Source organism: Bradyrhizobium sp. 27S5 (assembly GCF_037217225.1).
In the GTDB taxonomy this organism is placed as follows: Bacteria; Pseudomonadota; Alphaproteobacteria; order Rhizobiales; family Xanthobacteraceae; genus Bradyrhizobium; species Bradyrhizobium septentrionale.
Genome location: NZ_CP147714.1, coordinates 3,952,159 through 3,973,691 on the forward strand (window position 1 = coordinate 3,952,159; position 21,533 = coordinate 3,973,691).

General features: G+C 64.7%; 25 protein-coding genes. 13 read left to right on the forward strand and 12 right to left on the reverse strand.

What is annotated here, in order from left to right; genetic code table 11:
* Positions 1-168 precede the first annotated feature (168 nt).
* From WDM24_RS18220 to WDM24_RS18235, 4 genes are all read left to right on the forward strand, one after another.
* The gene (locus WDM24_RS18220) at positions 169-873 is read left to right on the forward strand and encodes a GrlR family regulatory protein (RefSeq protein WP_338831987.1); all 705 of its coding nucleotides are present in this window, start codon (positions 169-171) and stop codon (positions 871-873) included.
* A gap of 17 nt (positions 874-890) precedes the next feature.
* Positions 891-1,577 (forward strand): substrate-binding domain-containing protein, encoded by a 687-nt coding sequence (locus WDM24_RS18225; protein WP_338831988.1) that lies wholly within the window; start codon positions 891-893, stop codon positions 1,575-1,577.
* A gap of 32 nt (positions 1,578-1,609) precedes the next feature.
* A complete protein-coding gene (locus WDM24_RS18230) occupies positions 1,610-2,428 on the forward strand; it encodes a tetratricopeptide repeat protein (RefSeq protein WP_338831989.1) in 819 nt (272 codons plus the stop codon).
* 158 nt (positions 2,429-2,586) lie between these two features.
* Complete coding sequence (locus WDM24_RS18235) at positions 2,587-3,213, forward strand: antibiotic biosynthesis monooxygenase (RefSeq protein ID WP_338831990.1); 627 nt, start codon at positions 2,587-2,589, stop codon at positions 3,211-3,213.
* Position 3,214: 1 nt separating this feature from the next.
* Here the strand turns inward: WDM24_RS18235 and WDM24_RS18240 are convergent, their stop codons facing one another.
* The 4 genes from WDM24_RS18240 to WDM24_RS18255 all read right to left on the reverse strand — a co-directional run bounded on the left by WDM24_RS18240 (position 3,215) and on the right by WDM24_RS18255 (position 8,358).
* The gene (locus WDM24_RS18240; protein WP_338831991.1) at positions 3,215-3,832 is read right to left on the reverse strand and encodes an Isoquinoline 1-oxidoreductase subunit; all 618 of its coding nucleotides are present in this window, start codon (positions 3,830-3,832) and stop codon (positions 3,215-3,217) included.
* 11 nt (positions 3,833-3,843) lie between these two features.
* Entirely contained in the window at positions 3,844-4,368 is a 525-nt protein-coding gene (locus WDM24_RS18245; RefSeq protein ID WP_338831992.1) for a (2Fe-2S)-binding protein, read from the reverse strand.
* Entirely contained in the window at positions 4,365-7,139 is a 2,775-nt protein-coding gene (locus tag WDM24_RS18250) for a xanthine dehydrogenase family protein molybdopterin-binding subunit (RefSeq protein WP_338832403.1), read from the reverse strand. Before WDM24_RS18250 ends, WDM24_RS18245 begins: the two co-directional genes overlap by 4 nt.
* A gap of 127 nt (positions 7,140-7,266) precedes the next feature.
* On the reverse strand, positions 7,267-8,358 hold the full coding sequence (locus WDM24_RS18255) for a hypothetical protein (RefSeq protein WP_338831993.1): 1,092 nt from the start codon (positions 8,356-8,358) through the stop codon (positions 7,267-7,269).
* Positions 8,359-8,622: 264 nt separating this feature from the next.
* Here WDM24_RS18255 and WDM24_RS18260 point away from each other — a divergent pair, with 264 nt between their 5' ends.
* On the forward strand, positions 8,623-9,327 hold the full coding sequence (locus WDM24_RS18260; protein ID WP_338831994.1) for a GrlR family regulatory protein: 705 nt from the start codon (positions 8,623-8,625) through the stop codon (positions 9,325-9,327).
* Positions 9,328-9,398: 71 nt separating this feature from the next.
* Here the strand turns inward: WDM24_RS18260 and WDM24_RS18265 are convergent, their stop codons facing one another.
* Positions 9,399-9,842 (reverse strand): DMT family transporter, encoded by a 444-nt coding sequence (locus WDM24_RS18265; RefSeq protein WP_338831995.1) that lies wholly within the window; start codon positions 9,840-9,842, stop codon positions 9,399-9,401.
* A 158-nt stretch (positions 9,843-10,000) separates the two neighbouring features.
* Between WDM24_RS18265 and WDM24_RS18270 the strand changes: the two genes are divergently transcribed.
* Positions 10,001-11,623, forward strand: coding sequence for an ABC-F family ATP-binding cassette domain-containing protein (locus WDM24_RS18270; protein ID WP_166294790.1), 1,623 nt, complete (start codon positions 10,001-10,003; stop codon positions 11,621-11,623).
* Between the two features lies 1 nt (position 11,624).
* Here the strand turns inward: WDM24_RS18270 and WDM24_RS18275 are convergent, their stop codons facing one another.
* Positions 11,625-12,257, reverse strand: a complete 633-nt coding sequence (locus WDM24_RS18275; protein WP_338831996.1) for a DapH/DapD/GlmU-related protein — start codon at positions 12,255-12,257, stop codon at positions 11,625-11,627.
* Between the two features lie 368 nt (positions 12,258-12,625).
* Between WDM24_RS18275 and WDM24_RS18280 the strand changes: the two genes are divergently transcribed.
* Positions 12,626-12,922 carry an HU family DNA-binding protein gene (locus WDM24_RS18280; RefSeq protein ID WP_338831997.1) on the forward strand — a complete coding sequence of 99 codons (297 nt, stop codon included), beginning with the start codon at positions 12,626-12,628 and terminating at the stop codon, positions 12,920-12,922.
* A 60-nt stretch (positions 12,923-12,982) separates the two neighbouring features.
* On the opposite strand, the gene WDM24_RS18285 is transcribed toward WDM24_RS18280, so the two are convergent.
* On the reverse strand, positions 12,983-13,855 hold the full coding sequence (locus WDM24_RS18285; protein ID WP_338831998.1) for a dienelactone hydrolase family protein: 873 nt from the start codon (positions 13,853-13,855) through the stop codon (positions 12,983-12,985).
* 147 nt (positions 13,856-14,002) lie between these two features.
* Between WDM24_RS18285 and WDM24_RS18290 the strand changes: the two genes are divergently transcribed.
* Complete coding sequence (locus tag WDM24_RS18290) at positions 14,003-14,878, forward strand: MBL fold metallo-hydrolase (RefSeq protein ID WP_338831999.1); 876 nt, start codon at positions 14,003-14,005, stop codon at positions 14,876-14,878.
* Between the two features lie 108 nt (positions 14,879-14,986).
* Here the strand turns inward: WDM24_RS18290 and WDM24_RS18295 are convergent, their stop codons facing one another.
* From WDM24_RS18295 to WDM24_RS18310, 4 genes are read right to left on the reverse strand one after another with little or no spacing between them, the layout of a single operon-like run.
* Positions 14,987-16,036, reverse strand: a complete 1,050-nt coding sequence (locus WDM24_RS18295; protein WP_338832000.1) for an HD domain-containing phosphohydrolase — start codon at positions 16,034-16,036, stop codon at positions 14,987-14,989.
* Between the two features lie 33 nt (positions 16,037-16,069).
* Positions 16,070-16,261: a hypothetical protein gene (locus WDM24_RS18300; RefSeq protein WP_338832001.1), complete on the reverse strand. Its 192-nt coding sequence runs from the start codon at positions 16,259-16,261 to the stop codon at positions 16,070-16,072.
* Between the two features lie 36 nt (positions 16,262-16,297).
* On the reverse strand, positions 16,298-16,600 hold the full coding sequence (locus tag WDM24_RS18305) for a PilZ domain-containing protein (protein ID WP_166204601.1): 303 nt from the start codon (positions 16,598-16,600) through the stop codon (positions 16,298-16,300).
* 8 nt (positions 16,601-16,608) lie between these two features.
* A complete protein-coding gene (locus WDM24_RS18310; RefSeq protein ID WP_338832002.1) occupies positions 16,609-17,718 on the reverse strand; it encodes a DUF2336 domain-containing protein in 1,110 nt (369 codons plus the stop codon).
* Here WDM24_RS18310 and WDM24_RS18315 point away from each other — a divergent pair.
* From WDM24_RS18315 to WDM24_RS18325, 3 genes are all read left to right on the forward strand, one after another.
* Positions 17,708-18,070 carry a hypothetical protein gene (locus tag WDM24_RS18315; RefSeq protein WP_338832003.1) on the forward strand — a complete coding sequence of 121 codons (363 nt, stop codon included), beginning with the start codon at positions 17,708-17,710 and terminating at the stop codon, positions 18,068-18,070. The two genes, WDM24_RS18310 and WDM24_RS18315, sit on opposite strands and share 11 nt — an antisense overlap.
* The gene (locus WDM24_RS18320; RefSeq protein ID WP_338832004.1) at positions 18,030-19,001 is read left to right on the forward strand and encodes a helix-turn-helix domain-containing protein; all 972 of its coding nucleotides are present in this window, start codon (positions 18,030-18,032) and stop codon (positions 18,999-19,001) included. Before WDM24_RS18315 ends, WDM24_RS18320 begins: the two co-directional genes overlap by 41 nt.
* A 71-nt stretch (positions 19,002-19,072) precedes the next feature.
* Complete coding sequence (locus WDM24_RS18325; protein ID WP_165123412.1) at positions 19,073-19,318, forward strand: PilZ domain-containing protein; 246 nt, start codon at positions 19,073-19,075, stop codon at positions 19,316-19,318.
* Positions 19,319-19,421: 103 nt separating this feature from the next.
* Here WDM24_RS18325 and WDM24_RS18330 read toward each other — a convergent pair whose 3' ends face one another.
* Positions 19,422-19,670, reverse strand: a complete 249-nt coding sequence (locus WDM24_RS18330) for a hypothetical protein (RefSeq protein WP_029082223.1) — start codon at positions 19,668-19,670, stop codon at positions 19,422-19,424.
* Positions 19,671-19,820: 150 nt separating this feature from the next.
* On the opposite strand from WDM24_RS18330, the gene WDM24_RS18335 reads away from it, so the two are divergent.
* Complete coding sequence (locus WDM24_RS18335; RefSeq protein ID WP_166294805.1) at positions 19,821-20,498, forward strand: nitroreductase; 678 nt, start codon at positions 19,821-19,823, stop codon at positions 20,496-20,498.
* A gap of 12 nt (positions 20,499-20,510) precedes the next feature.
* Positions 20,511-21,431 carry an alpha/beta hydrolase family protein gene (locus WDM24_RS18340; protein WP_338832005.1) on the forward strand — a complete coding sequence of 307 codons (921 nt, stop codon included), beginning with the start codon at positions 20,511-20,513 and terminating at the stop codon, positions 21,429-21,431.
* The last annotated feature ends 102 nt before the right edge of the window (positions 21,432-21,533 follow it).

A 21,533-nucleotide genomic window follows, 5' to 3' on the forward strand; every position in this document is an offset into this window, starting at 1 on the left:
CGGATGGAGCCATCCGGTACCGCAATCGGGTCCGCCAGGGCGAGCGCCTTGGCGGACCTTTGCTTTTTAACGACAGTATTTGGAGGCGGCTTGCCGCCGAAAGCGGTTTCGCCGCGTTATGAACCGCGCTAGATAACGATTGCATTTTGGCTGCCGGGGACACGGCGCTTGTTTGAAGGGTTTTACAAGGTCCGGTTCGAGCTGGGCGGCGCCGTAGGCCGCAGCGTGATGTATGTCGGCGACGGCAGGATGCTCGGCGGCAATTCGGCATTCGCCCATATCGGCAGCTACGAGAAGGACGGCGACGAGGTCGCGGTCGAGATCCAGACCGTCCGCCACAACCCCGACCTGAACTATCGCGCGATGGCCGGCACCGATGACGCGACGCTGATCGCCAAAGGCTGGCCGGACGGTGAGCTCTACCGTTTCAAGGGCGAGCTGAAGGAATTGCCCGGGGTGCCGTTCCAGTCGGTGATGACGCCGATCACCGACGACGAAGTCCCGATTGCCGGCGGGGTCGGCGAGGGCGGCATCATCAACGGGCTGTATTCGATCCACATCCAGTTGCTCGATGGCGTCGATGGCGGCCTGACCGGCGTGATGCTGCTGAACAACGGCCGCATCCTCGGCGGCGACGCGTTCTTCTACTATCTCGGCACCTATACCTCTGAGAAGGGCCGCTGGAAGGGCCAGATCCTCAATCAGGAACACACCTCGGCGATGGGCGAAAATCCCGTATTCGGCGGCCGTGAGGTCGGGATCGGCTTCGCCGGCACCTGCGATGCGGAAGGCGCGCTGCTCGAAGCGACCGCGTTTGCCGGCAAGCGCAGCCTCCGCCTCACGGCCGCGCTCAAGCTGATGCGGCGGGCTTAGGCGGAATGACAAGCGGAATGGGCAATTCGGTTCGCGTGCTCTCGACATTGGCGCTGAAGGGGGCGGTCGCGCGGCTTGCCCAAGCCTATCAGGCGGCAAGCGGTGTTGCGATCGATGCCGATTTCGCGCCGACGCTGGCGCTGCTCGAGCGGCTGCGTGGCGGCGAGGCGGCTGATCTGGTGATTTTGACCAGGGAGGGCCTCGACGAGATGATCGGCGAGGGCCGCGTTGCGCTGGGCAGCGCGGTCGATCTTGCGCGCTCCTATGTCGGCGTTGCGGTGAAGGCAGGCGCCGCGCATCCCGACATCGCAACCGACGTCGCGCTGCGTGCCACGCTGCTCGGCGCGCGGGCGGTGGCCTATTCGCGGCTCGGCGCCAGCGGCATCCTGTTCGCGCGGCTGATCGAGCGCCTCGGCATCGCCACCGCAATCAACGCGCGCGCGGTGATCATTCCCGCAGGCTTCACCGCGGAAAAGCTCGTCAGCGATGAGGCCGATCTTGCGATCCAGCAGATCAGCGAGCTGAAGCAGATCGACGGCATCGAGGTCGTCGGGCCGATTCCGTTGAACCTGCAGACGCCGGCGGTGTTTTCCGCCGGCCGCATGACCGCGTCGCCGCGCGCAGAGGCCGCCGATCATCTGCTGCGGTATCTCGCATCGCCTGCGGTCGCGCCGGTGTTGCGCGAGACCGGGCTCGAGCCTTGAATTTGCCCGCACCGCGACGCAACCTGCCGCCCATGTTCAAACTGTTCCATGCATTCGTTCTTGCCGCGGCACTCGCCGCGCCCGCGCTGGCCCACGCGCAATCGGCCGACCTCGTGCTGTGCGACCGGCTCGCCGCCGATCCCTCCGATCCCGACAAGCCGGCCGACGTGAAGGGCGTGGGCGAGATCGCGTCGGCGGATATCGCGACCGCGATCAAGTATTGCGCGGTGGCGGCAAAATCGTCGCGCCGCGCGATGTATGCGCTCGGCCGTGCCTATGCCGCCAACCGGCAGACGGTGGAAGCAATGGCCGCCTGGCGCAAGGCGGCCGACAAGGGCTCGACATCGGCAATGGTCGAGCTCGGCGTGCTCTATGGCAACGGCACCGGCGTCGCCAAGGACGAGGCGCAGGCGCGCAAATTGTTCGAGCGTGCGGCGCAGGCCGGTAACGCGCGTGGCGTCAGCAATCTGGCGGCACTCGGCGGCGGCACTGCATCCGACCCGGCACGCGCCCGCGAATTGCTCGCCAAATCCGCCGAGACCAGTGCGGAGGCGCAGTACCAGCTCGGCATGATGCTGGCCGAGGGCAAGGGCGGTGCGCAAGACGACGCTGCCGCACGCGCGCTGTTCGAGAAGGCGGCGGCGCAGAACCATCCGGGCGCATTGGAGCGGATGGGGGCGTTTGCGCAGGCTGGCCGCGGCGGTCCGAAGGACAGTGATGCCGCAAAAGCCTATTACGAGCGGGCGGCTGCGCTCGGCGACGAGGATGCCAAGAAGGCGCTGGAGCGCGCCCGCTGCCCCTATGTCATCAAGGACAAGCGCGGCAACCCCGTGACCAATCTCTGCTTCTAGTTCCGGTGGCCCCTGGAATAGAAGAAACTGGCCCTTTCTTGCGGGCACACTCTGATTCTAGACTGGGCGGGGTCAGTATGCGCATCGAAGGCGATGCCTTCTTACGCCGAGCGTAATGCGGCTTTGCGCAAACGTCGGAGACGCCGAGGCACCATTCGATGATTTCTCAGTTCTTCGAAGTCCAGATCAAGGACGGACACATCAACCGCTATATGGACCTCGCGGCGTCGCTGAGGCCGGCGCTTGACGCCATGGGCGGCTGTCTCTTCATCGATCGCTTCCAGAGCCTGACCCGCAAGAACCTTCTGCTGTCCTATCAGATATGGCAGGACGAAGGAGCGATGACCGCATGGCGTGTGGATGCGGGGCATCATGCGGTGCAAAAGATCGGCCGCGAGGATGTCTTCTCCGACTACCGCATCCGGATCGCCCAGGTGATCCATGAAGCAAGGCCGGACCGCCCGATCTGGCAGCCAGAGCGACGGACGCCATACAATGACCCCGCAAGACGTCCCCCGACATACGTCATTGCGTCGGAGTCGACCAATCCCGATCTGCCGGTAGCGACCCAATGGCGTCGGGATTCCTTCCAGAGCATGTATCGCGATGGCCAGTTCGCGCACCTCGTCGACCTGCCGGACTATCAATCCGGTCTGGAATTCGGGGCGCAGCTCTTCAGCGATCCGACGACCGAATACTTCCGCATCTTCGAGGTCATGCGCGACTACGGAATGTACGAGCGCGCTGAGGCGCCACAGTATTATCCGCCGGTGGAGAGACCGTAGATCACGGCGGCGGGCAGGCCGCGCCGGTCTTCACCCAGGCCTCGACCAACGCGCCGGCCTGCGCCTGCGTGCCCGGTGCGGGTGAGCGGCCGAAGCCGGGATGCCAGGCCCAACCCACCAGCGTGTCCTTGCCGATATGATCGATCAGCTCCTCGACCTTGCGGCCGCCATTGCGCGCGGGATCCCTGATCTGCGCGCAGATCTCGCCGACCGTCTTGCCGGCCCACGCCATCTCGCGCGGCGCGAGGTGCCATTCCGGGTGGCCCGGCACGCGCCCGGGCTCGAAATTGGCGTGCTGGTGGCAGATCGAGCAGCGCATCGTCTCGACGCCGTGGCCGTCGGCGCCGCGCGTGACCGGCGGCTGGTGCATGCGGCTGATGTCGCCTTGCCGCGGGCTGTCGCCGGCGGGATGGCAGTTGGTGCAGCGCGGATGGGTCAGGACCCTGCCGAGCTCGGTGAAGATCGCCGCGGAGTGCTGCTCGACATTCCCGATTCCGGCAAAGCTTTCCGGTGAGGCGAGGGCATGGCTTGCGCTCTCCGATGCCGCGTAGCCGGCGCACAGGCTGGTCGCGAGCGCCGTCAGCATCGCCATGATCCGAAACCGCGTGTCCGATGTCATCGCGCGCGGGCTCACTTGTTGGCGGTCAGATAGCGTTTGGAATCGGCGAGGATCACGTCGCGCACCGCCTGATGATACTTGATGTAGCCGGTGCAGCGGCACAGATGGCCGTCGAGCGCGTCCGCAATGACGGTTTCGAGTTGGTCCCGCGCCACCGGCGTCTTCGCCAGCCGTTCGAGTAGAACCTGGCCCTCATTGAGGAAGCCGGCCGTGCAGTAGCCGCACTGGAACGCGAAGTGGTCGATGAAGGCCCGCTGCAGCGCCGAGAGCTCGCCGTCTTTGGCGTGGCCCTCGACGGTGCGGATCGCCTTGCCGTCGAAATTCGCCGCCGGCACCACGCAGGTCGGGCTGGTGTAGCTGGTGCCGTCGGGATTATCGATGATGACGGCGCAGCTCAGGCATTGCGCGACGCCGCAGCCGAACTTGGTGCCGGTCATGCCGAGCATTTCCCGCAGGAAATCGTTCATCGAGAGATCGTCGCGGACCTCGATCGGTCCATGCTTCTGGCCGTTGATGGTGAGGTTGAGCGTCGTCACGCAAGCGCTCCCTTGAGCAGGCTCGAGGTCACGGGCAATGAGCGGAAGCGGTGGCCGGTGGCGTCGTTGATGGCGTTGAGCAGCGCCGGCACGATCGGGATCATCACCACCTCGGCCATGCCCTTGGGCGCTTCGTCCGGCGTCAGCGGCGGCAGCATCTCGATCTCGAGATCGTGCAGCGGCAGGTCGGAGCCGCGCGCGATCAAATACTGGCCGAGATTCCACTGCCCGTTGCCGGGGCCGCCTTCGAACGGCGGCAGGGTTTCGAGCAGCGCGTAGCCGACGCCCATGGCGAAGCCGCCATGCGACTGGCCGAGCACCACTTCGGGCACCAGCGCCTGGCCGCACTCGAACACGCTGTAGGCCTTGGCGATGCGCAAGCTCCCGGTCGCGCGCTCGATCTCGACGCGCACCAGCGTGCCGCACATCGAGGTATAGGCGGTGCCGATCCGGTTGTTGTCGGTCGGCGGGAACTTCACGCTGACGCGGTCGATCCGTTCGAATGCGCTGCGGCCACGGCGGATCGCCAGCGCGTCGATCTCGGCGCGGTACTGCTCGCCGAACAACGGGAAGCGCGCGCGCGACCAAGCCCAGCGCGAGAAGCTGTGCGCCACCGCGCCGGTGACGAAGCCGCGCGCATGCGCGGTCGCCGCAAGCTTTGGCAATGGCAGCGGCGCGAGCTCGCCGAGCACGAGTTGCCCGTCCCGCCAGCGCGCTTTGTCCCATTGCCGGACGCGCGGATCGGCCTTGCCGATCTGCCAGAGCTCGAGCGCCGCCGGCCACAGGCCGAAGCGGAAGATGATGCGGGCGGCCTCGGCCGACGAGTGCGTGCCGACATGGGCGCCGATCGAGGCGCTGGTCGCTGAACTGATCGCGGGCACCCAGCGCGGGTTCTTCTCGGCGAGATCCTGGGTCTTCTGATCCATCGTGTAGGGATCGCCCGAGGTGACGAGCCCGAGCGCGTCGTAGCTGTCGACCCGGGAGACGGCGACCTCGTCGGCGACGGCGCCGAGATGGCCCGCGACCCGGTTGGCAAGCGCGGTGCCGATGCCGTTGCCCATCTCGACATGATCGCAGAAGATCGCGATTCGTCCCTCGGGATCGATTTCGACGCGGCCGAGCGAGCAATCCGCGCCCGCGCCGTAGTCCTTGGTGACGCAGGCGACGCCGGTGCCGATCAACCGTCCCTCGGATGCGGTTTGCTTGAATTGCGCGCGCTGCTGCCAGATCGGATGCTTCTCGAGCTTGTCGAGGATGTCAGGCGTGCGCACCGAAACGATGTAGGGGTTGCCGGTCATGGTCCGGCCGTTCTGCTTCAGCGCGTTGTTGCGGCGGAACGCGATCGGATCGACCTTGAGCTCGCTCGCGGCCTCGTCGATCAGGACTTCGAGCGCGGTCATGGTCTGCAGCGTGCCGTAGCCGCGCATCGAGCCTGCGGTCACCCCGCGCGAATGCAGCGCCACGGTGGTGACGTCCACCTTCGGGATGTCGTAGATGCCGATCGCCGCGGTGGCGGCGACGGTCGCGACGTTGGCGGAGAAGTTGGCGAGCCCGCCGCCGTCGAGCACATGGTCGGCGGCGAACGCGGTGATCTTGCCGCTGGTGCGATCGATGCCGATCCGCGAGCGCATCTTGATCGGATGACGTTTGATGCCGCCCTGAAACTGCTGGTAGCGGTCGTGCGCCAGCCGCACCGGCCGTCCCGGGAAGAACATCGCCGCCAGCGCCACGTACAGCACGAACGGGGTGTGGTCGCGGCCGCCGAAGCCGCCGCCGACATGGGCGAACTGCGCGTTGATGTGCGACGGCCGGAAGGGCGGACGGGCCTTGCCGAGCATGAAGGCGATCGACTCGGTCGCCTCATAGGGCGACTGCACGCCGAGCACCAGTTCGAGATTGCCGCTGTTGTCGCTGTACCAAGCGAGCCCGCTCTCCGGTTCCAGGAACATCGGATCGACCGACTGGGTCTCGAACTCGCGGTCGAGCACGAGCTGCGACGGATCGTCCTTGGCAAGCTGGGCGCGGATTGCTTCGCCATGGGTTGCGGCCTTGGCGTAGTCGGCCTTGGTCTCCTTGGCGAGCGGCAGCCAGACCGGCAGCGCCGCGTTCTGGATACGGCTCGGCGAAACCCAGCCGGCCTGGATCGGCGAGTAGACGTCGGGCGCGTCAGGGGTGACGCTGGCCACGCGCGTGAAGCGATAGGCGCCGTAATTCGGGATGACGACCGGCCCGGTCTCGTCGCCGAACCTGACGAAGCCACCGTCGCGCAGCGCGAGGCGCGCCCGGTCGAAGGCATCGAACCGCTCGAAGATCAACAGCGCGACCGGCTGACCGAGATAGAGCGGCGTCTTGCCGACCGGGCAGAACAGGTCGCCGGTGTAGAACTCCGGCACCCGCGTGCCGATGCGGTCGAGATCGGCCGCGGTCACGACAACCGACGGCTTCAGCGGGCCGTCGAGGCGGGCGAGGTCCATGCCGGCATAGACATGCGTCGCGTCATCGGCGCGGACCAGGATGGCGTGCGAGGTGGTCGCGGGCCAACCTGGCATGTCGGCGGCACGAAAGTCGGAGGCATAGAGCTTGGCGCCGGTGACCTTGGCCACGCCGTCGACGCGGCCGGCGGCCTTCGCCGCCGGGTTGAAATGGCCGCGCCCGGGAAGCGTCTCGCGGCTCGCGAAGGCCGGTTCCTTGGCGAGCGCCAGATGCGACAGGCTGACCGAGATGCCGCCGGCCGACAACCACTTCACGAATTCGCGTCGCGAGGGCCGCATGGTCTGATCTCTCATCAACGCTTCGTCGGCGTGTCGCGCCGGGGTTTATCAATTGGCGCGGTACACGCAAAAGTATTGCGGCAAAGCGTGCGCAATCGCAACGCCGCAATAGGTCGTAGTCGCGGCCTCACTTGAGGTCGGCGATCGTCGCAGGTCCCGGACCCGGCGTGATCAGGGTCGGCCATTGCTTGGAACCGAACGGCACCAGGGGTGGCAGGAACGTCGTCATGCCGCGCTTCTTGGTCTCCGCGATGATCGCCTCGCGCGCGTCGCCGCCCATCAATCCGTAGTCCATCAAATGGTAGCTGCCGAAGAACAGCGCGCCGACCGAGCGGTCTGCGATGATCCGGGTCAGCGACTCCAGCATGTCCGACGGCGTCGTGGTGAAGGAGATCGTCTCGATCAGCATCAGGCGGCTGTTGATGGCATCAGGCCCGAAGAACTGCGCCAGCACGCTGAAGATCACGTTGTTCTGCCGCGCCACATAGATCGTGTTGCTCGCACCATAGGTCTTGTCCCAGTCGGCGCCGAGCTGGGTCTTCCAGTCGGCCATCACCGTCATCCAGTGCGCGACCTGGGTCTGCGCGGCCCAGGCGACGTTCCTGGCGAGGTAGGGTGCCTGCTTCTTGCCGAACGCCTCGAGCTTGGCGAATGGGATGGCTCCGGCGGACAGGCAATCATCCATGAAGGCGATGTTGTTCTGCAGGATGGTGCGGTTGTTGTCGCGCCAGTCGGCCTGCATCGGCGTCGCGTCGAGCCCGTCGAGCGCCGACTGCATCCGGCTGCGATAGGCCTGCATCGATCCGCGCCACGCCTTGTCATCGGGATTGTTGACATAGGGGCCGACCACCTCGGCCAACGCCATCGTGCTGTGGCCGACCGATTTGAGCAGCTGATAGACGATCGGCACCTGCGGCGCCTCGGTCGGCGGCTTGCCCGACCGGTAGACGATCAGGCGCCCGCCGGAACCGGAGAACAGGCCGAGGATCACCGGGTGTTTGTCGAGGATGTTCTTCTGGAAGATCCGCGCCGCATCGCCATAGAGCTCGAACATGCCGGTGTTGAGCGCCAGCACATCCTTGGTCGCGACATCGGCCGGCGTGGACGTGGTCTTGCCCGAGATCGGTCCCATGTAGTCGGGCAGCGTCTGGGCCAGGGCCGCGCCGCCGCTGCCGAGCAGCAGTGCCAGGGCGGCGGCCAGGCGAAGGCGATGGGTCATGTGATGCTCCTCGATGCCTCCAGCCAATGCCGAGGGCGGCCGCGCGACCATTGGCGGAATGCGCAAATGCTTGGACACAATGAACTGGAGGTAGATCCCGCGTGACGCGGCACGACGCGGGCGGACGCCTACAGCTAAGCGACGAATCGGCTGGTGTCCACACCCGGACATTGCGGGCTTGCCTGCGCCAAAAGACCCAATGGTGTGGCCTTTGGCCCGGTGCTATGTGGCGAATAGAATCAATTTTATTTATTGGATTTTTGCGTGCTGAACGGACTTTACAAGGTCGAGTACGGCATCAACGGGGCGTTCGGCCGCAGCATCATGTGCTTGCACAACGGCAAGATGATGGGCGGCAATTCAGCCTTCGCCCATCTCGGTAGCTATCAGGTGACGGGAAGCGAGATATCAGCCGAGGTGATCACCGAGCGTCACAATGACGATCCGCACTTCAAGCCGCTGATGGGCGCCGATGTCACCGTCATCAAGGTGCGCGGCCGCACCGAGGGCTCGACCATCCTGCTCGAGGGCAAGGCGGACGCCATGCCGGACGGCGTGTTCTGGGCGAATTTGGCGCCGCTCGACGATGAGGCGTTGCCGCCGCGCGGGGCGGTCGGACCGGGCGGCATCGTCAACGGGCTCTACTCCATCCAGCTCCGCGCACTCGACGGTGTCGACGCCGGCCTCTCCGGGGTCATGCTGCTGATGGATGGCCGTATCCTCGGTGGCGATGCGTTCTTCTACTATCTCGGCTCACATACGTCGGCGGACGGCCGCTGGCGGGGCGAGATCGTCAACCAGGAGCACACGCCGGCGAAGGGCGAATACCCGGTGTTCGGCGGTTATGAGGTCGGCATCGGCTTTGCCGGGTCGTGTCGCGAGGAGGGCGCCGAGCTCGAAGGCATCGCGCTGGCCGGCAAGCGCAGCCTTCGGCTGGCAGCCGAACTGCGGCTGATGCGACGCGCCTAAAGCATGATCCGGAAAAGTGCGAAGCGGTTTTCCGAAGAGATCATGCTCAAAGAGAGCGCCCGGCCGTCTCCTCAGTCCTTGATCAGAAGCACGCCGCCGATGATCAGCGCGATGCCGGCCAGCCGTGAAAACGACACCGGATGCTGCGCCAGTCCGAACACGCCAAAATGGTCCATCGCGATGCCGGCGACCATCTGACCCGCGACCACCAGCGCCAGCAGGGTTGCTGCGCCGAGCGAAGGCAGCAGCAGGATCATCAACAGGATAAAGACGCCGCCGAGGACGCCGCCGCTCCAGGCCCACCAGGGCACGGCCGACACCAGCTTCCAGGACGGCACCGGCTCGCGCGTCGCGACCACCACGACTGCCATCGTCACGAGACCGCCGAGATAGCTGACGAGCCCGGCCCAGGCCGGCGAATTGAGGGCGGCGCGGAGATTGCCGTTCAGGACCTGCTGAACGGCCACGCAGATGCCGGCGCCGAGCGCGAGCAGAGAGAGAAACCAGACTTGCATATGATGCCCCAAAACCGGTCGCCGAAGGACTTTCTGTCATAATCGATTGGCCATGATCGTGGCATGCGTGGAGCGACGCGGGAAACGCCCGGAATGGGCTTCCACCCACGCCCCAGATCGAATAAGAGGCCGCAAACCCTCAGTTCCCAGCAGTAAGCATGATCCGCCTCGATAACGTTTCCAAGCAAGTCGGCCACCAGATCCTCTTCATCGAAGCCTCCGCGGCGCTCCAGAAGGGCGAGAAGATCGGCCTTGTCGGGCCGAACGGCTCCGGCAAGACCTCGCTGTTCCGAATGATCTCGGGTCAGGAGGTCCCCGATGAGGGCCAGGTCTCTCTCGATCGTGGCATTTCGATCGGCTATTTCAGCCAGGATGTCGGCGAGATGTCCGGCCGCAGCGCCGTCGCCGAGGTGATGGACGGGGCGGGGCCCGTCAGCGTGGTGGCAGCCGAGCTCAGGGAACTCGAGGCCGCGATGGCCGACCCCGACAAGGCCAGTGAGATGGACGACATCATCGCGCGCTATGGCGAGGTGCAGCATCAGTTCGAGGAGCTCGACGGCTACGCGCTCGACGGCCGCGCGCGCGAGGCGCTTTCGGGCCTGGGCTTCAGCCAGGAGATGATGGACGGCGACGTCGGCAAGCTCTCCGGCGGCTGGAAAATGCGCGTCGCGCTTGCGCGTATTCTTTTGATGCGTCCCGACGTCATGCTGCTCGACGAGCCGAGCAACCATCTCGATCTCGAGAGCCTGATCTGGCTCGAGCAGTTCCTGAAAGGTTATGAGGGCGCGCTGCTGATGACCTCGCATGACCGCGAGTTCATCAACCGCATCATCAACAAGGTGGTCGAGATCGACGGCGGCCAGCTCACCAGCTATTCCGGCAACTACGAATTCTACGAACAGCAGCGCGCGCTCTCCGACAAGCAGCAGCAGGCGCAGTTCGAGCGGCAGCAGGCGATGCTCGCCAAGGAGATCAAGTTCATCGAGCGCTTCAAGGCGCGCGCCTCCCACGCTGCCCAGGTGCAGAGCCGGGTCAAGAAGCTCGACAAGATCGAGCGGGTCGAGCCGCCGCGGCGGCGGCAGACGGTGGCGTTCGATTTCCAGCCGGCGCCCCGCTCGGGCGAGGATGTCGTCAGCCTGAAGAACGTCCACAAGGCCTATGGCAGCAAGCGGATCTATGACGGGCTCGACTTCATGATCCGCCGCCGCGAGCGCTGGTGCGTGATGGGCATCAACGGCGCCGGCAAGTCGACGCTGCTGAAACTGGTTGCCGGGTCAACCGAGCCCGATGACGGCGCGGTCGCGGTCGGCGGCAGCGTCAAGATGGGCTATTTCGCGCAGCACGCGATGGACCTGCTCGATGGCGAGCGCACCGTGTTCCAGTCGCTGGAGGACGCGTTTCCGCAGGCCGGCCAGGGCTCCTTGCGCGCGCTCGCCGGCTGCTTCGGGTTCTCGGGCGACGATGTCGAGAAGAAGTGCCGGGTGCTCTCGGGCGGCGAGAAGGCGCGGCTGGTGATGGCGCAAATGCTGTTCGATCCGCCGAACTTCCTGGTGCTGGACGAGCCGACCAACCATCTCGATCTCGCCACCAAGGAGATGCTGATCAACGCGCTCTCCGAGTTCGAGGGCACGATGCTGTTCGTCTCCCACGACCGGCATTTTCTCGCCGCACTCTCCAATCGCGTGCTGGAGTTGACGCCGGAGGGCATCCATCAGTTCGGTGGCGGCTACACGGAATATGTCGCGCGCACCGGGCACGAAGCACCGGGGTTGCGGAGTTAGTTCAAGCTCTCCACCGCGCGCAAAACGCCTCGACGTCGCCTGACTGGAATTCCGGTAGGCGCTCCCAGATGGTCTCAGCCGGCCAGTTCCACCAGGCGATCTGCGACAGCTCGGCCGCGATCTTGCGGTTGAACCGCTCCTTGATCGGCCGGGCCGGCACGCCGCCGACGATGGTGTAGGGGGCGACATCGCGCGAGACGACCGCGCCGGCGGCGAGCACCGCGCCGTCTCCGACGGTGACGCCGGGCAGCACGATCACGCCATGGCCGATCCAGACATCGTTTCCGATCACGACGCGATCCGCGCGCCGATTCCTGAAGAAGTCACGATCCCGTTCGGCGGAGGCCGTGTAATATTCAGGGCAATAGGTGAAGCGGTGCTGGGAAGGGCGCTCGAGCGGATGATTGGGCGCGCCGATCCGGACCTGCGCCGCGATCGCGCAGAAGCGGCCGATCTGCGCGTCGGCGACGATGCAGCCGCCGGCGACGTAGGAATAGTCTCCGAGCTCGGTGTATTCGAGCGAGCTGTCGCCGAGAACTTCGCAGCAACGCCCAACCTTGACCTCGCGCAGCCTGACCGTCGGCTCGATGACGGTTTCGGCAAGCTTGGGGCGGGGCGGCGTCGATTGATCCATATGACTGTCCTTGATCCGGCAACTCGCACGGAGTGGTATCTATCACGGCGGGCGGGCAAGGCGAGAGTGATTGCTGTCTGCTGCGAGGTACTAGCTCTTAAATTCCGTCGACCACGGCGATCGCCTTGTTCAGCAAGTTCGCGCGTGGGAATCAAGCCGCTAACCGGGTCGGGAAATGTGCACTGCAGATTGTTGCGCTATCGAAGGATTCGCGATCCGCTTGCTTGCGTTTTAGGCCTCGATAGGTTTTAAGCCCGGTGACTTCATGACCGTTGGCATGAACGAGAAACGCGCTGCGTGGTCTTACCACATTCTAGACAGACTTACATCGTAGCTCGCGCGCCCCCCCCAATTCAGAGGATTTCAGCATGGCGAAGATGACGAAGAATCAATTGATCGACGCGATTGCCGAAAGCACGCAGATCGCGAAGAACGACGTAAGGACCGTCATCGAGCACATGGCGACTGTTGGCTATAGAGAGCTGAACGAATCCGGTGAGTTTGTCATTCCTGGCTTTGTGAAAATGTCCGTCGTGCATAAGCCTGCCACAGAAGCTCGCAGCGGCGTAAATCCTTTTACGAAAGAGCCGATGGAATTTGCAGCGAAGCCAGCCAGCAAGTCAGTCAAGGCGTCACCTCTCAAGGTCGCTAAGGACGCCGTCTGAAGACTGCGGTTTGCGGCGAGCCAAGCGCGCAAGAAATGCAACGGCGCGTGGCTGGGCGGCCTAATCCTTCAAGCCGTTGACTGCTGCAATGGCCCTGATCATCGCGTCCTTCAGCGCTGCGTTGTTGGCGGGATTCGATTGCCGGCGTTGGCCGGGATCGTCGAAGTCGTGGGTCGCGCCGGGATAGAGCACGACGTCGATCTTGCTGCTGGCGGCGAGAGAACGCTGCGCGACCTCCTGGCACCGCTCGGGCGACACCTCCTCGTCGTCGGATCCGAGCAGCATGGTGATCGGCGCGGCTGACTTGAGCGTCTGCGCCAGCAGGGCGGCCGGCCCGCAGCCAGGATAGAACGCCAGCGCCGCGCGATAGCCCGACGTCGCCGTACCCTGGCGCTGCATGACGTTCAGCGCGGTGCTGCCGCCGTTCGACCATCCCTGCAGGAAGATGCGGTTCTCCCGGACATCCTTCTGGCTGCGCAGCCAGCTTAGCGCGCCCTCGGCGTCGAGCGGCCGCACGGTCTTTTCGTTGACGTCGGCGCGATCAGGGTCGTCATGCGTGAAGCGGCCGAAGCCATGGGCCTTGCCGCGCGGCCCAAAGCTGTCCGGCAACAGCGCGACGTAGCCGTGGTCGGCCCAATACTGCCCCCACATCGCGTGCCGCTTGGAGAGGCTGCCGGCATTGCAGGCCGCGGACGGAGCTGTGCGCGACACCAGGGTGCAGTCCTTGTTGACGTTGATCGAATAGGGGCCGCCGCGGCCGTGCAGCAGCACGATCGCGGGGTGCGGGCCCGGCGTTTGTGGCCGAAACAGATAGCCGACGATCTCGGTCTTGCCGTCGGCGCTCGGAAAGAAAACGGTGTCGGGCGCGGCCACCGCCGCTGTCGGCAATGTCGTGAGCATCAGGAGGGCAATCTGAATCGCGCGATGGGTCATTCCTACAGCATGAGCAACATTTTCGGATGAATTACGGCATGACTGCCTCCAGCAATGCAAAGCCGCATGGCACGCTACGCGGTGCTCGGCTTGTGAGGCGAGGGGCCGCCCGCTACCCTTCGCAAAAAAAAGCGGGAGCGAAACAGCATGAAACGGATCAGGATCGGCGACATCACGATCGACGCGGTGATCGAGCGCGAAGGACCGTGGCGACGGCCGCAGGATTTCTTCCCGACCTATGACGATGCCGTGTTCAAGCATCACCTGAAGACGATGGAGCCGGAAGTCTTCGATGCCGCGCGGGGCATGATGGTGATCACCTACCAGACTTTCGTGGTGCGGACGCCGCGCTACACCATCCTGGTCGACACTTGCACCGGTGAGGACAAGGGGCACCCGCCGCCGTTCGACTTCCCGGGCAAGGGGCGCTGGCGCAACGAGCTGTTCGCACTCGGGATCTCCTACGAGCAGATCGACTACGTGTTCTGCACCCATCTGCATATCGACCACACCGGCTGGAACACCACGCTGCGCGACGGGCGCTGGGTACCGACCTTCCCGAACGCGAAATACGTCTTCCACAAGGGTGAGTATGCGGCCTGGGAGGCCGAGAACGTCAAGGGCGCCAATCCGCCCGGCACGGTGTTTCGCGACAATTGCCTGCCGATCGTCAAGGCCGGGCAGGCGCTGCTGGTCGACGACGACTATGCGCTCGACGACACCGTGACGCTGACGCCGACGCCGGGTCATTCGCCCTGCCATTGCTGTATCAACATCTTCTCGAAGGGGCAGCGCGCCGTGGTCGCCGGCGATCTGATGCATCATGCGATCCAGTGCCGCGAGCCGGAATGGTCGGCAAAGCCCGATTGGGATCCGAAGCAATCGGCGATCTCGCGGCGAAAATTCTTTGGCTCCGTGGCCGGGACCGACACGCTGATCCTGCCGATCCATTTCCCGGCCCCGACGGTCGGCCTGATCACCGCGGACGGCGACCGCTTCGACTATCGCTTCAAGCGGGAGTAGAGCGTTTCGAGCGAAGGTTCGCGTGAAGAAAACGCGTCAAAGCAATAATCTGGAGCTTCGGTTCTGATTCTAATCAGAACCGAAAATGCTCCAGACGGCACGGGCCGGTCAGCGGTTGAGCGCGACGTCCCTGAAGGCCACAACCAGCGGTCGTTCGAGCTTGCCCTTCATGTCGAGCAAGAGCTCATAGGCTTTGTCCCGCGGCATCGTCGGCTTGTAGGTCCGTTGTTCGATCAGCGCCGCGAAGATGTCGGAGATAGTCAGGATGCGGACGATGTCCGGAATACTTTCGGAGCACAGCCCGTCGGGATAGCCGCTGCCGTCGAGATATTCGTGATGGTGCCGCACCGCGTCGAGAACTTCCGCGGAGATACCCGGCGTGTCCTTCAGCGCGTCATGGCCCAAGGCGGGATGGGTCTGGATCAGCGCGCGCTCGGCGTCGTCGAGCCGACCCGGCTTGTCGAGAACGGTGAGGGGAATCGTCGCCTTGCCGATGTCGTGGAACATCGCCGCAGAATAGAGACGCTCGATGTCAGGCTTGCTCATGCCGAGGCTCATGCCGAAATCGACCGCGAGGCCGGTGACCAGCAGGCAGTGCTGGTAGGTGCCTTCGTGGTGGCGGCGGACGGTCGCCAACCAGTCGGAAAGCCCATTTTCAGCGATGCTGTCGGCGATTCCCGCTCCGGCGTGCCTGACATCGGCAACATCGATCGCCGCACCGTTCATCACGGCCGAAAACATTGCGGCAATGCTGGCGGCGCCAGCGGATTCCGCTTCAATACTGGTCGGTGACAGATCGTCCGGAACGATCGATGGCGCTTCGATATCGACAAGCCTTGCCAGAAGCTGCGATGGCTTGACCGGACGGAAGAGAGCATCCGTCGCGCCGAGCGCATAGGCCTGGACCATTGCAAGGCGCGTACGCTGATCGACGATGAAGATGCGCCTCGGGATCCGCTTTAGTCTGCTGGAGATCGCTTTCAATGCAGCGATGTTGTCGACGAGCCGCAGGTCGGCGCTCACGACCAATGCCTCGACATCGCCGCCCCGGAGCCGCGCAGCGGTAAGCAGTTCTGAGGTGATCTCAAATGTTTGTCCCAGAAGTCCGCGGACATCGGACAGTCTGGACGGCGTATCGGCAACAATATGAATCGGCATCGAGGCAGGCGGTCTTTTGGCGAAAGGGCGGCGTTACCCGAGCCGCGTCACCTGAGTCCGGCGCGGAACCTGGGTCAGAAACCGTTCAAGCTCGGTGCAGAGGCGATGCGCGAGCTCCTCATTGATCTCGAACGTCGCGACGGTGCCGGCGCAGTCGAATTCGATGGTCCCGCGTAACGGTGCGGCTGACACGGTCGATACCACGATGTTTGTCGCTCTCGGCATGTCGTCAACTTCCTTTCAGTCCGGGAGCCGCCATCCTCATTTCGGAATGACCGGGCGTCCCTTTCGCTTTTTCTCTTCGATGAATCTCACGCCGATCTCGGTGCCGTCGACACGGACCAGCTCGCAGCGGCGGAAGGCCAGTCCCCGCGAGGACAAAACCAGGAAGAACTCCTGGGCCTTCAGCACATCAAGCGTTCCGTCGACCTCGAGCCGGGCGCCACTCTGCGAGACGTCGAGCAGGATGCAGCTCCGTCGCCATGTGCCGTCGACACCCATGAGATTGACGGGATAGCGGGTCTCGAGCCTGACGCGCTCCGCCCTGCGGTCACCATAGGTCATTACACCACTCACACTGCCTTGGAGGGCTTCGTAGTCAGCTCGCTGAGCGAACCGAACCGGATCATGCGCTGCGCGTTCGACAGCGGCAGCCCTTCGAACATCTGCCGAGCGCGCTCCAGCTGATCCGGCGCGACCGTCAGTCCGGCCTTTCGGTAGCTGACGATGGCGGCCGTCGTGTTCCAGTTCAGTCGCGACGCGCGGCAGGCGATGACGAGCCCGTTGCTGTCGGCGGCCTCCATCAGCGGCGCGATGGTCTCGATCGGAACGCTCGCGAGCTGCGCCAGCGCCGCCACGACGTTGCGGACCTCTTGCCTGATCGCGAAACGGTTGACGCTGGAATCGTTCAGCAGTCCGGACTTGTTCAGGGCCATCACCGTGGCCCGCGCCTCCGCATAGTCGATCGTGGCTGGTGGTTTTGCGGAGGCGCGGGCTGCGCCGGAATCGATGGCGGCTCGGATCGCGTCCTGAATGTCGGGACGTGCGCGCTTGAGCAGCCGGGCCTGCTGACGCGGCGTGGACCGCATGACGAGATCGGCAAGCACACGGTGCGGCAGGTCGGCGCGCGATATCAATGCGTCCGCGATGCCGTCGTCGCGTTCGGCGGCATCGACCATCATGGCAAAGCCAGCGCTGGTCAGTTCCGCGCCGGGATTTTCGGCCAGGGCGCGCAGGACGCTGCCGTCGCCGCGCATCAGCAGAATGTCCGTGAGCTCCTGGTTGACGGCCTTGCGTCCCGCGATCGCGCAGAGATGTCCTTCGGCCCGCATCCAGGCGATGTCGATCAGGTCGGCATTCGGAATGCAGTCGCATTTGCGCAGGATAGGCGCGGCGACATCGGCGTCGTCATGATTGGCGAGCCGCCGTGCCAGTTCCCGCGGCACCAGACGCAGGTCGGCAAGGGAGCGGCTGAGCGTGGTCAAAGTCCGGAGCTCGACGCTCTCGGTCAGGCGGACCAGGATGTCGTCGAACAGCCCGACGTGATGTTCGTTGAGCCGGTGGGCGTCCTCGATAAAAAGCCCGGCCACTTCCCGCAGCATGCGGGTCCGGCGGTCCGGTGAGCCGGCCTTCAGGACATGGTCGAGTTCGGCAATAAGGTCGGGCGAGGCAATGGCTGTCATTGCGGTACCTAAAATGTTCCGCGATGGGGAACTTCGTCGTCCCCACAACCAATCTGCTCCCCGAATCTTTAATAGGGGTATAGAAATTGATGGGAGGATCGATCCTGGTGGTGGATATCCCGGCAAACACTATCGAAAATCGGCAGCAGCGCTGCTTTGCCAGATTGTCCGGTTCGAGGAGCGGACTGCATTTTTCCTGATTGAGTTCATTGGACGATTCGCATTTTGTGCATGGAAATTATCAATGAGGCTGGCGCGTTTTGCGCTGCGCCGCGCGAACATTGTCGAGACCCTTTCACAGGAGCAGTCATTTGACGGCGCCATTGCTGGTGCCGAGAGTCTTTCGTTTTGACGATGTCGATGCATTCCGGAGTTCGATCCGAGACCTGGATGTTGATTTCACGCCACTCGCGCGGAAGATTTCGGCCGAGCAGATCATCCTGAGTTTGCCGGGATGCGAGCTCAACTACACCCAGTCCTTTCCGCGCATCGTCGACGCGCAGCTTGCGCGGCACACCACGGCGGTCGGCTTCACGATGGATGACGGTGTTCCGATGCGCTTCAACGGCGTCGAGCGCGATCGTGCGGTGATCGTGCTTGGCGGCGGCGGCGCGTTCTATACGTCGGTGGAGGAGACGCCCCGCCAATATGTCTCGGTGATGTTCACGCCCGAGATGGTCGACCGCGGTTGGCCGCAACCGGGTCTCCATTTCAGCATTCACGAAATATCTCAACGCGCGCAGGATCGGCTGCGTGACGTGGTGCGGCAAATCCTGCTCGTGACGTCGCAGCCGGCCGATGATCACCAGTTCGCTACCGGCGCGTCGATCAAGGAAACGCTGCTTGCGGCGATCGACAACGCCTTCGCCGAGATCGTGCCGGCGAAGTGGGCGACGCGGGCCAACACGACGCGCCAGTTCAAGGTCTTCAACGACGCGCGTGCCATTCTGGCCGGCGACGTGGCTCACCCGATCTACAGTGGCGAACTCGCCAGGCAGATCGGCGTGTCGGTGCGCACGCTGCACGACGCCATCCAGCGCTACCGGGGCGTCAGCCTGCATCGCTATCTGCGGTTGCGCCGGCTCTGGCTGGTGCGCCAGCAACTTCTCGCCGGTGCGCACAGCGTCAAGGCCTGCGCGCTGGCCTACGGATTTTGGCATCTGAGCGATTTTTCGCGCAGCTATCGGTCGCAGTTCGGGGAAGCGCCATCGGAGACGCTGGCCGCCTCGCGCCGTCCGGGCGCCGTGCGCGCCGATTCGGCCCCTGGCAGATACGAATCCTAACCGTCGATCTGAACGGAATCTTAACGGCCGCCGAAGAGGCTATTGGTACGATTCCACCAGAGGCGGCGGTGATGCATCCCCGGAGATTTGCGCGTGTTCGTCCGACAGGATGCGTGTCCAGCGTGGTCAAGCTGCAGCTCGAACCGAAGGCGCCGCTGATCGAATGCCGGCTGGTGGACTACTCTGCCGGAGGGGCCTGCCTGGAGTTTCAGAAGCCGATCCAGCTGCCCGAACGTTTCGAAATGTTTCATGGCAACACCAAGAAGCGTTGCCGGCGGGTCTGGAGCAGAGGTGTGCGGGTCGGCGTCTCGTTCTGAGCGCCTCAGGTGATCCACCCGTCAATAGGCGTTCGGGCCGCGCCCGGCGCGACCCGATGGTCTTGACCCGATCGAAGCTGGCGGGGAAGCGCCGGCGAGGGGCTCAGGCGCCGCTCTGGCACTTCTTCATGAACGAGTTTTTGGCCGCGCCGGCGAGCTTCTTGCCGTCGGAGCCGACCGCCTTGGTCTCGCAGGTATCGGTCGTGCACTTCTTCATGAACGAGGTCTTGGCCGCGCCGGCCAGCGGCTTGCCGTCCTTGCCGACCGCCTTCGTCTCGCAGGAGGCGTCCTGTGCAAATGCCGAACCGGCGGCAAAGGTCGCGATCACGGCCGCCAAGAAAATCCGCTTCATCTGGGTTCTCCCTAAACCAAACCAGTGGCCGGATTGGATATCGGATTCTTGGCCCGATCAAGTTCCCACAGCCGATTTTGTCGGTAAAATGCCCCGATCAGAGCAAGGAAATTCCGCGTGCAGCGCGGGACAACATGGGGGACGCCCGGAATGGAATTCGAGACGCTGGTACAGACACGCAAAAGCGTGCGCGGGTTCAAGAAGCAGCCGGTGTCCCGGGCGACCGTCGAGGAGATCATCGAGGTGGCCAAGCGCGCGCCGTCCTCGATGAACACCCAGCCCTGGCACGTCCATGTCCTGACCGGGGCGCCGCTGGAGGAAGTGCGCCGCCGCAATATGGAGGAGATGATCGCCGGCGCCAAAGCCAAGCGCGACATCGTCAGCCATGGCGAGTACCAGGGCGTGCACCGCGGTCGCCAGGTCGACATCGCCAAGAAGCTGTTCGGGGCGATGGGGATTGCCCGCGACGACAAGCCGATGCGGCAGGATTGGGTGCTGCGCGGCTTCCGCCAGTTCGACGCCCCGGTCTCGCTGGTCCTTGCCTACGACCGGGTCCTCGATCCCGGTGCGGTCTGCCATTTCGACCTCGGCGCGCTCTGCTACGGCATCGTGCTGGCGGCCTGGGATCGCGGTCTCGGCAGCGTGATCAACGGCCAGGGCATCATGCGCTCGGACATCGTGCGCGAGGTTGCCGACATCCCGGAGGACCAGGTGATCATGACCTGCGTCGCGATGGGCTATCCCGACGACGGCTTTGCCGCCAATGCGGTGCGGTCGGACCGCGAGGCCAACAGCGATTTTGTCCGCTACGTCGGCTTTGCCGAATAGAGGGATATGACCGTGCGGACCCGCAGCATCACCGGCGCGGTTGTCCTGGCGCTGGTCGTCTTTATCTCGGCCCTTGGCTCCGGGCGAGCGGAGGGCATACGTCTCGATGCGCTCAAGATCCCGGTGCCGAATGCAGGAGGGGCAGGGCCGTCCGTCGCGCTGCTCGACGCAATCGTGCTGCGGCCGGATGACGGGCAGCCGCATCCGCTCATCCTGCTCAATCACGGCTCACCGCGTTCGGCGAGCGACCGTCCGGCGATGAGCCCTTACGGGATGTGGGCTCAGGCTGCGGAGTTCGCGCGGCGCGGCTGGGTTGCGGTGGCGTTCCTGCGCCGCGGCTACGGCGCCTCGCAGGGTGGATGGGCCGAGAATTACGGAGGGTGCTCTGACCCGGACTATGCGAAGGCCGGCCGCGCCGGCGCCAGCGACGTTGCAGCTGCCGCGAAATTCATGGCGGGCCAGGCGTATGTTAGCAAAGGCAAGTGGATCAGCGTCGGCCGCTCGGCGGGAGGCTTTGCCACGGTCGCGTTGACGTCGATGGCGCCGTCGGGTCTGGCCGCTGCGATCGCGTTCGCGCCGGGCCGCGGATCGACTGGCCCCGATACGGTCTGCGAGGAGGACGAACTCGTCGACGCGTTCGCGCAGTTCGGCAAATCCTCGCGCATCCCGCTGCTGTGGGTGTCCGCCGACAACGATCATTTCTTCGGGCCGAAACTCGTGACGCGATTGTCGGACGCGTTTGCGAAAGCCGGCGGCAAGCTCTCGCTGGTTCGAACGCCTGCATTCGGCAGCGATGGTCACATGCTATTCAACGAGAATGGAACGGCGATCTGGGCGCCGATCGTCGATCGCTTCCTTGCTGCCAACAATCTCGTGCTGCGCGATCGGTTGCTCGACGCGCCCGCGCGTCCCGCGCAAGTACGCACGCGCTGACCACGCCGCGGGATATTGAATTCCGCGCCGTGAAACCCTCGCGCGAGCGTGAGTGCGAGCGCGCGTTTCCGCTATTTGTGCCGATCGAAAATGCGCTACTGG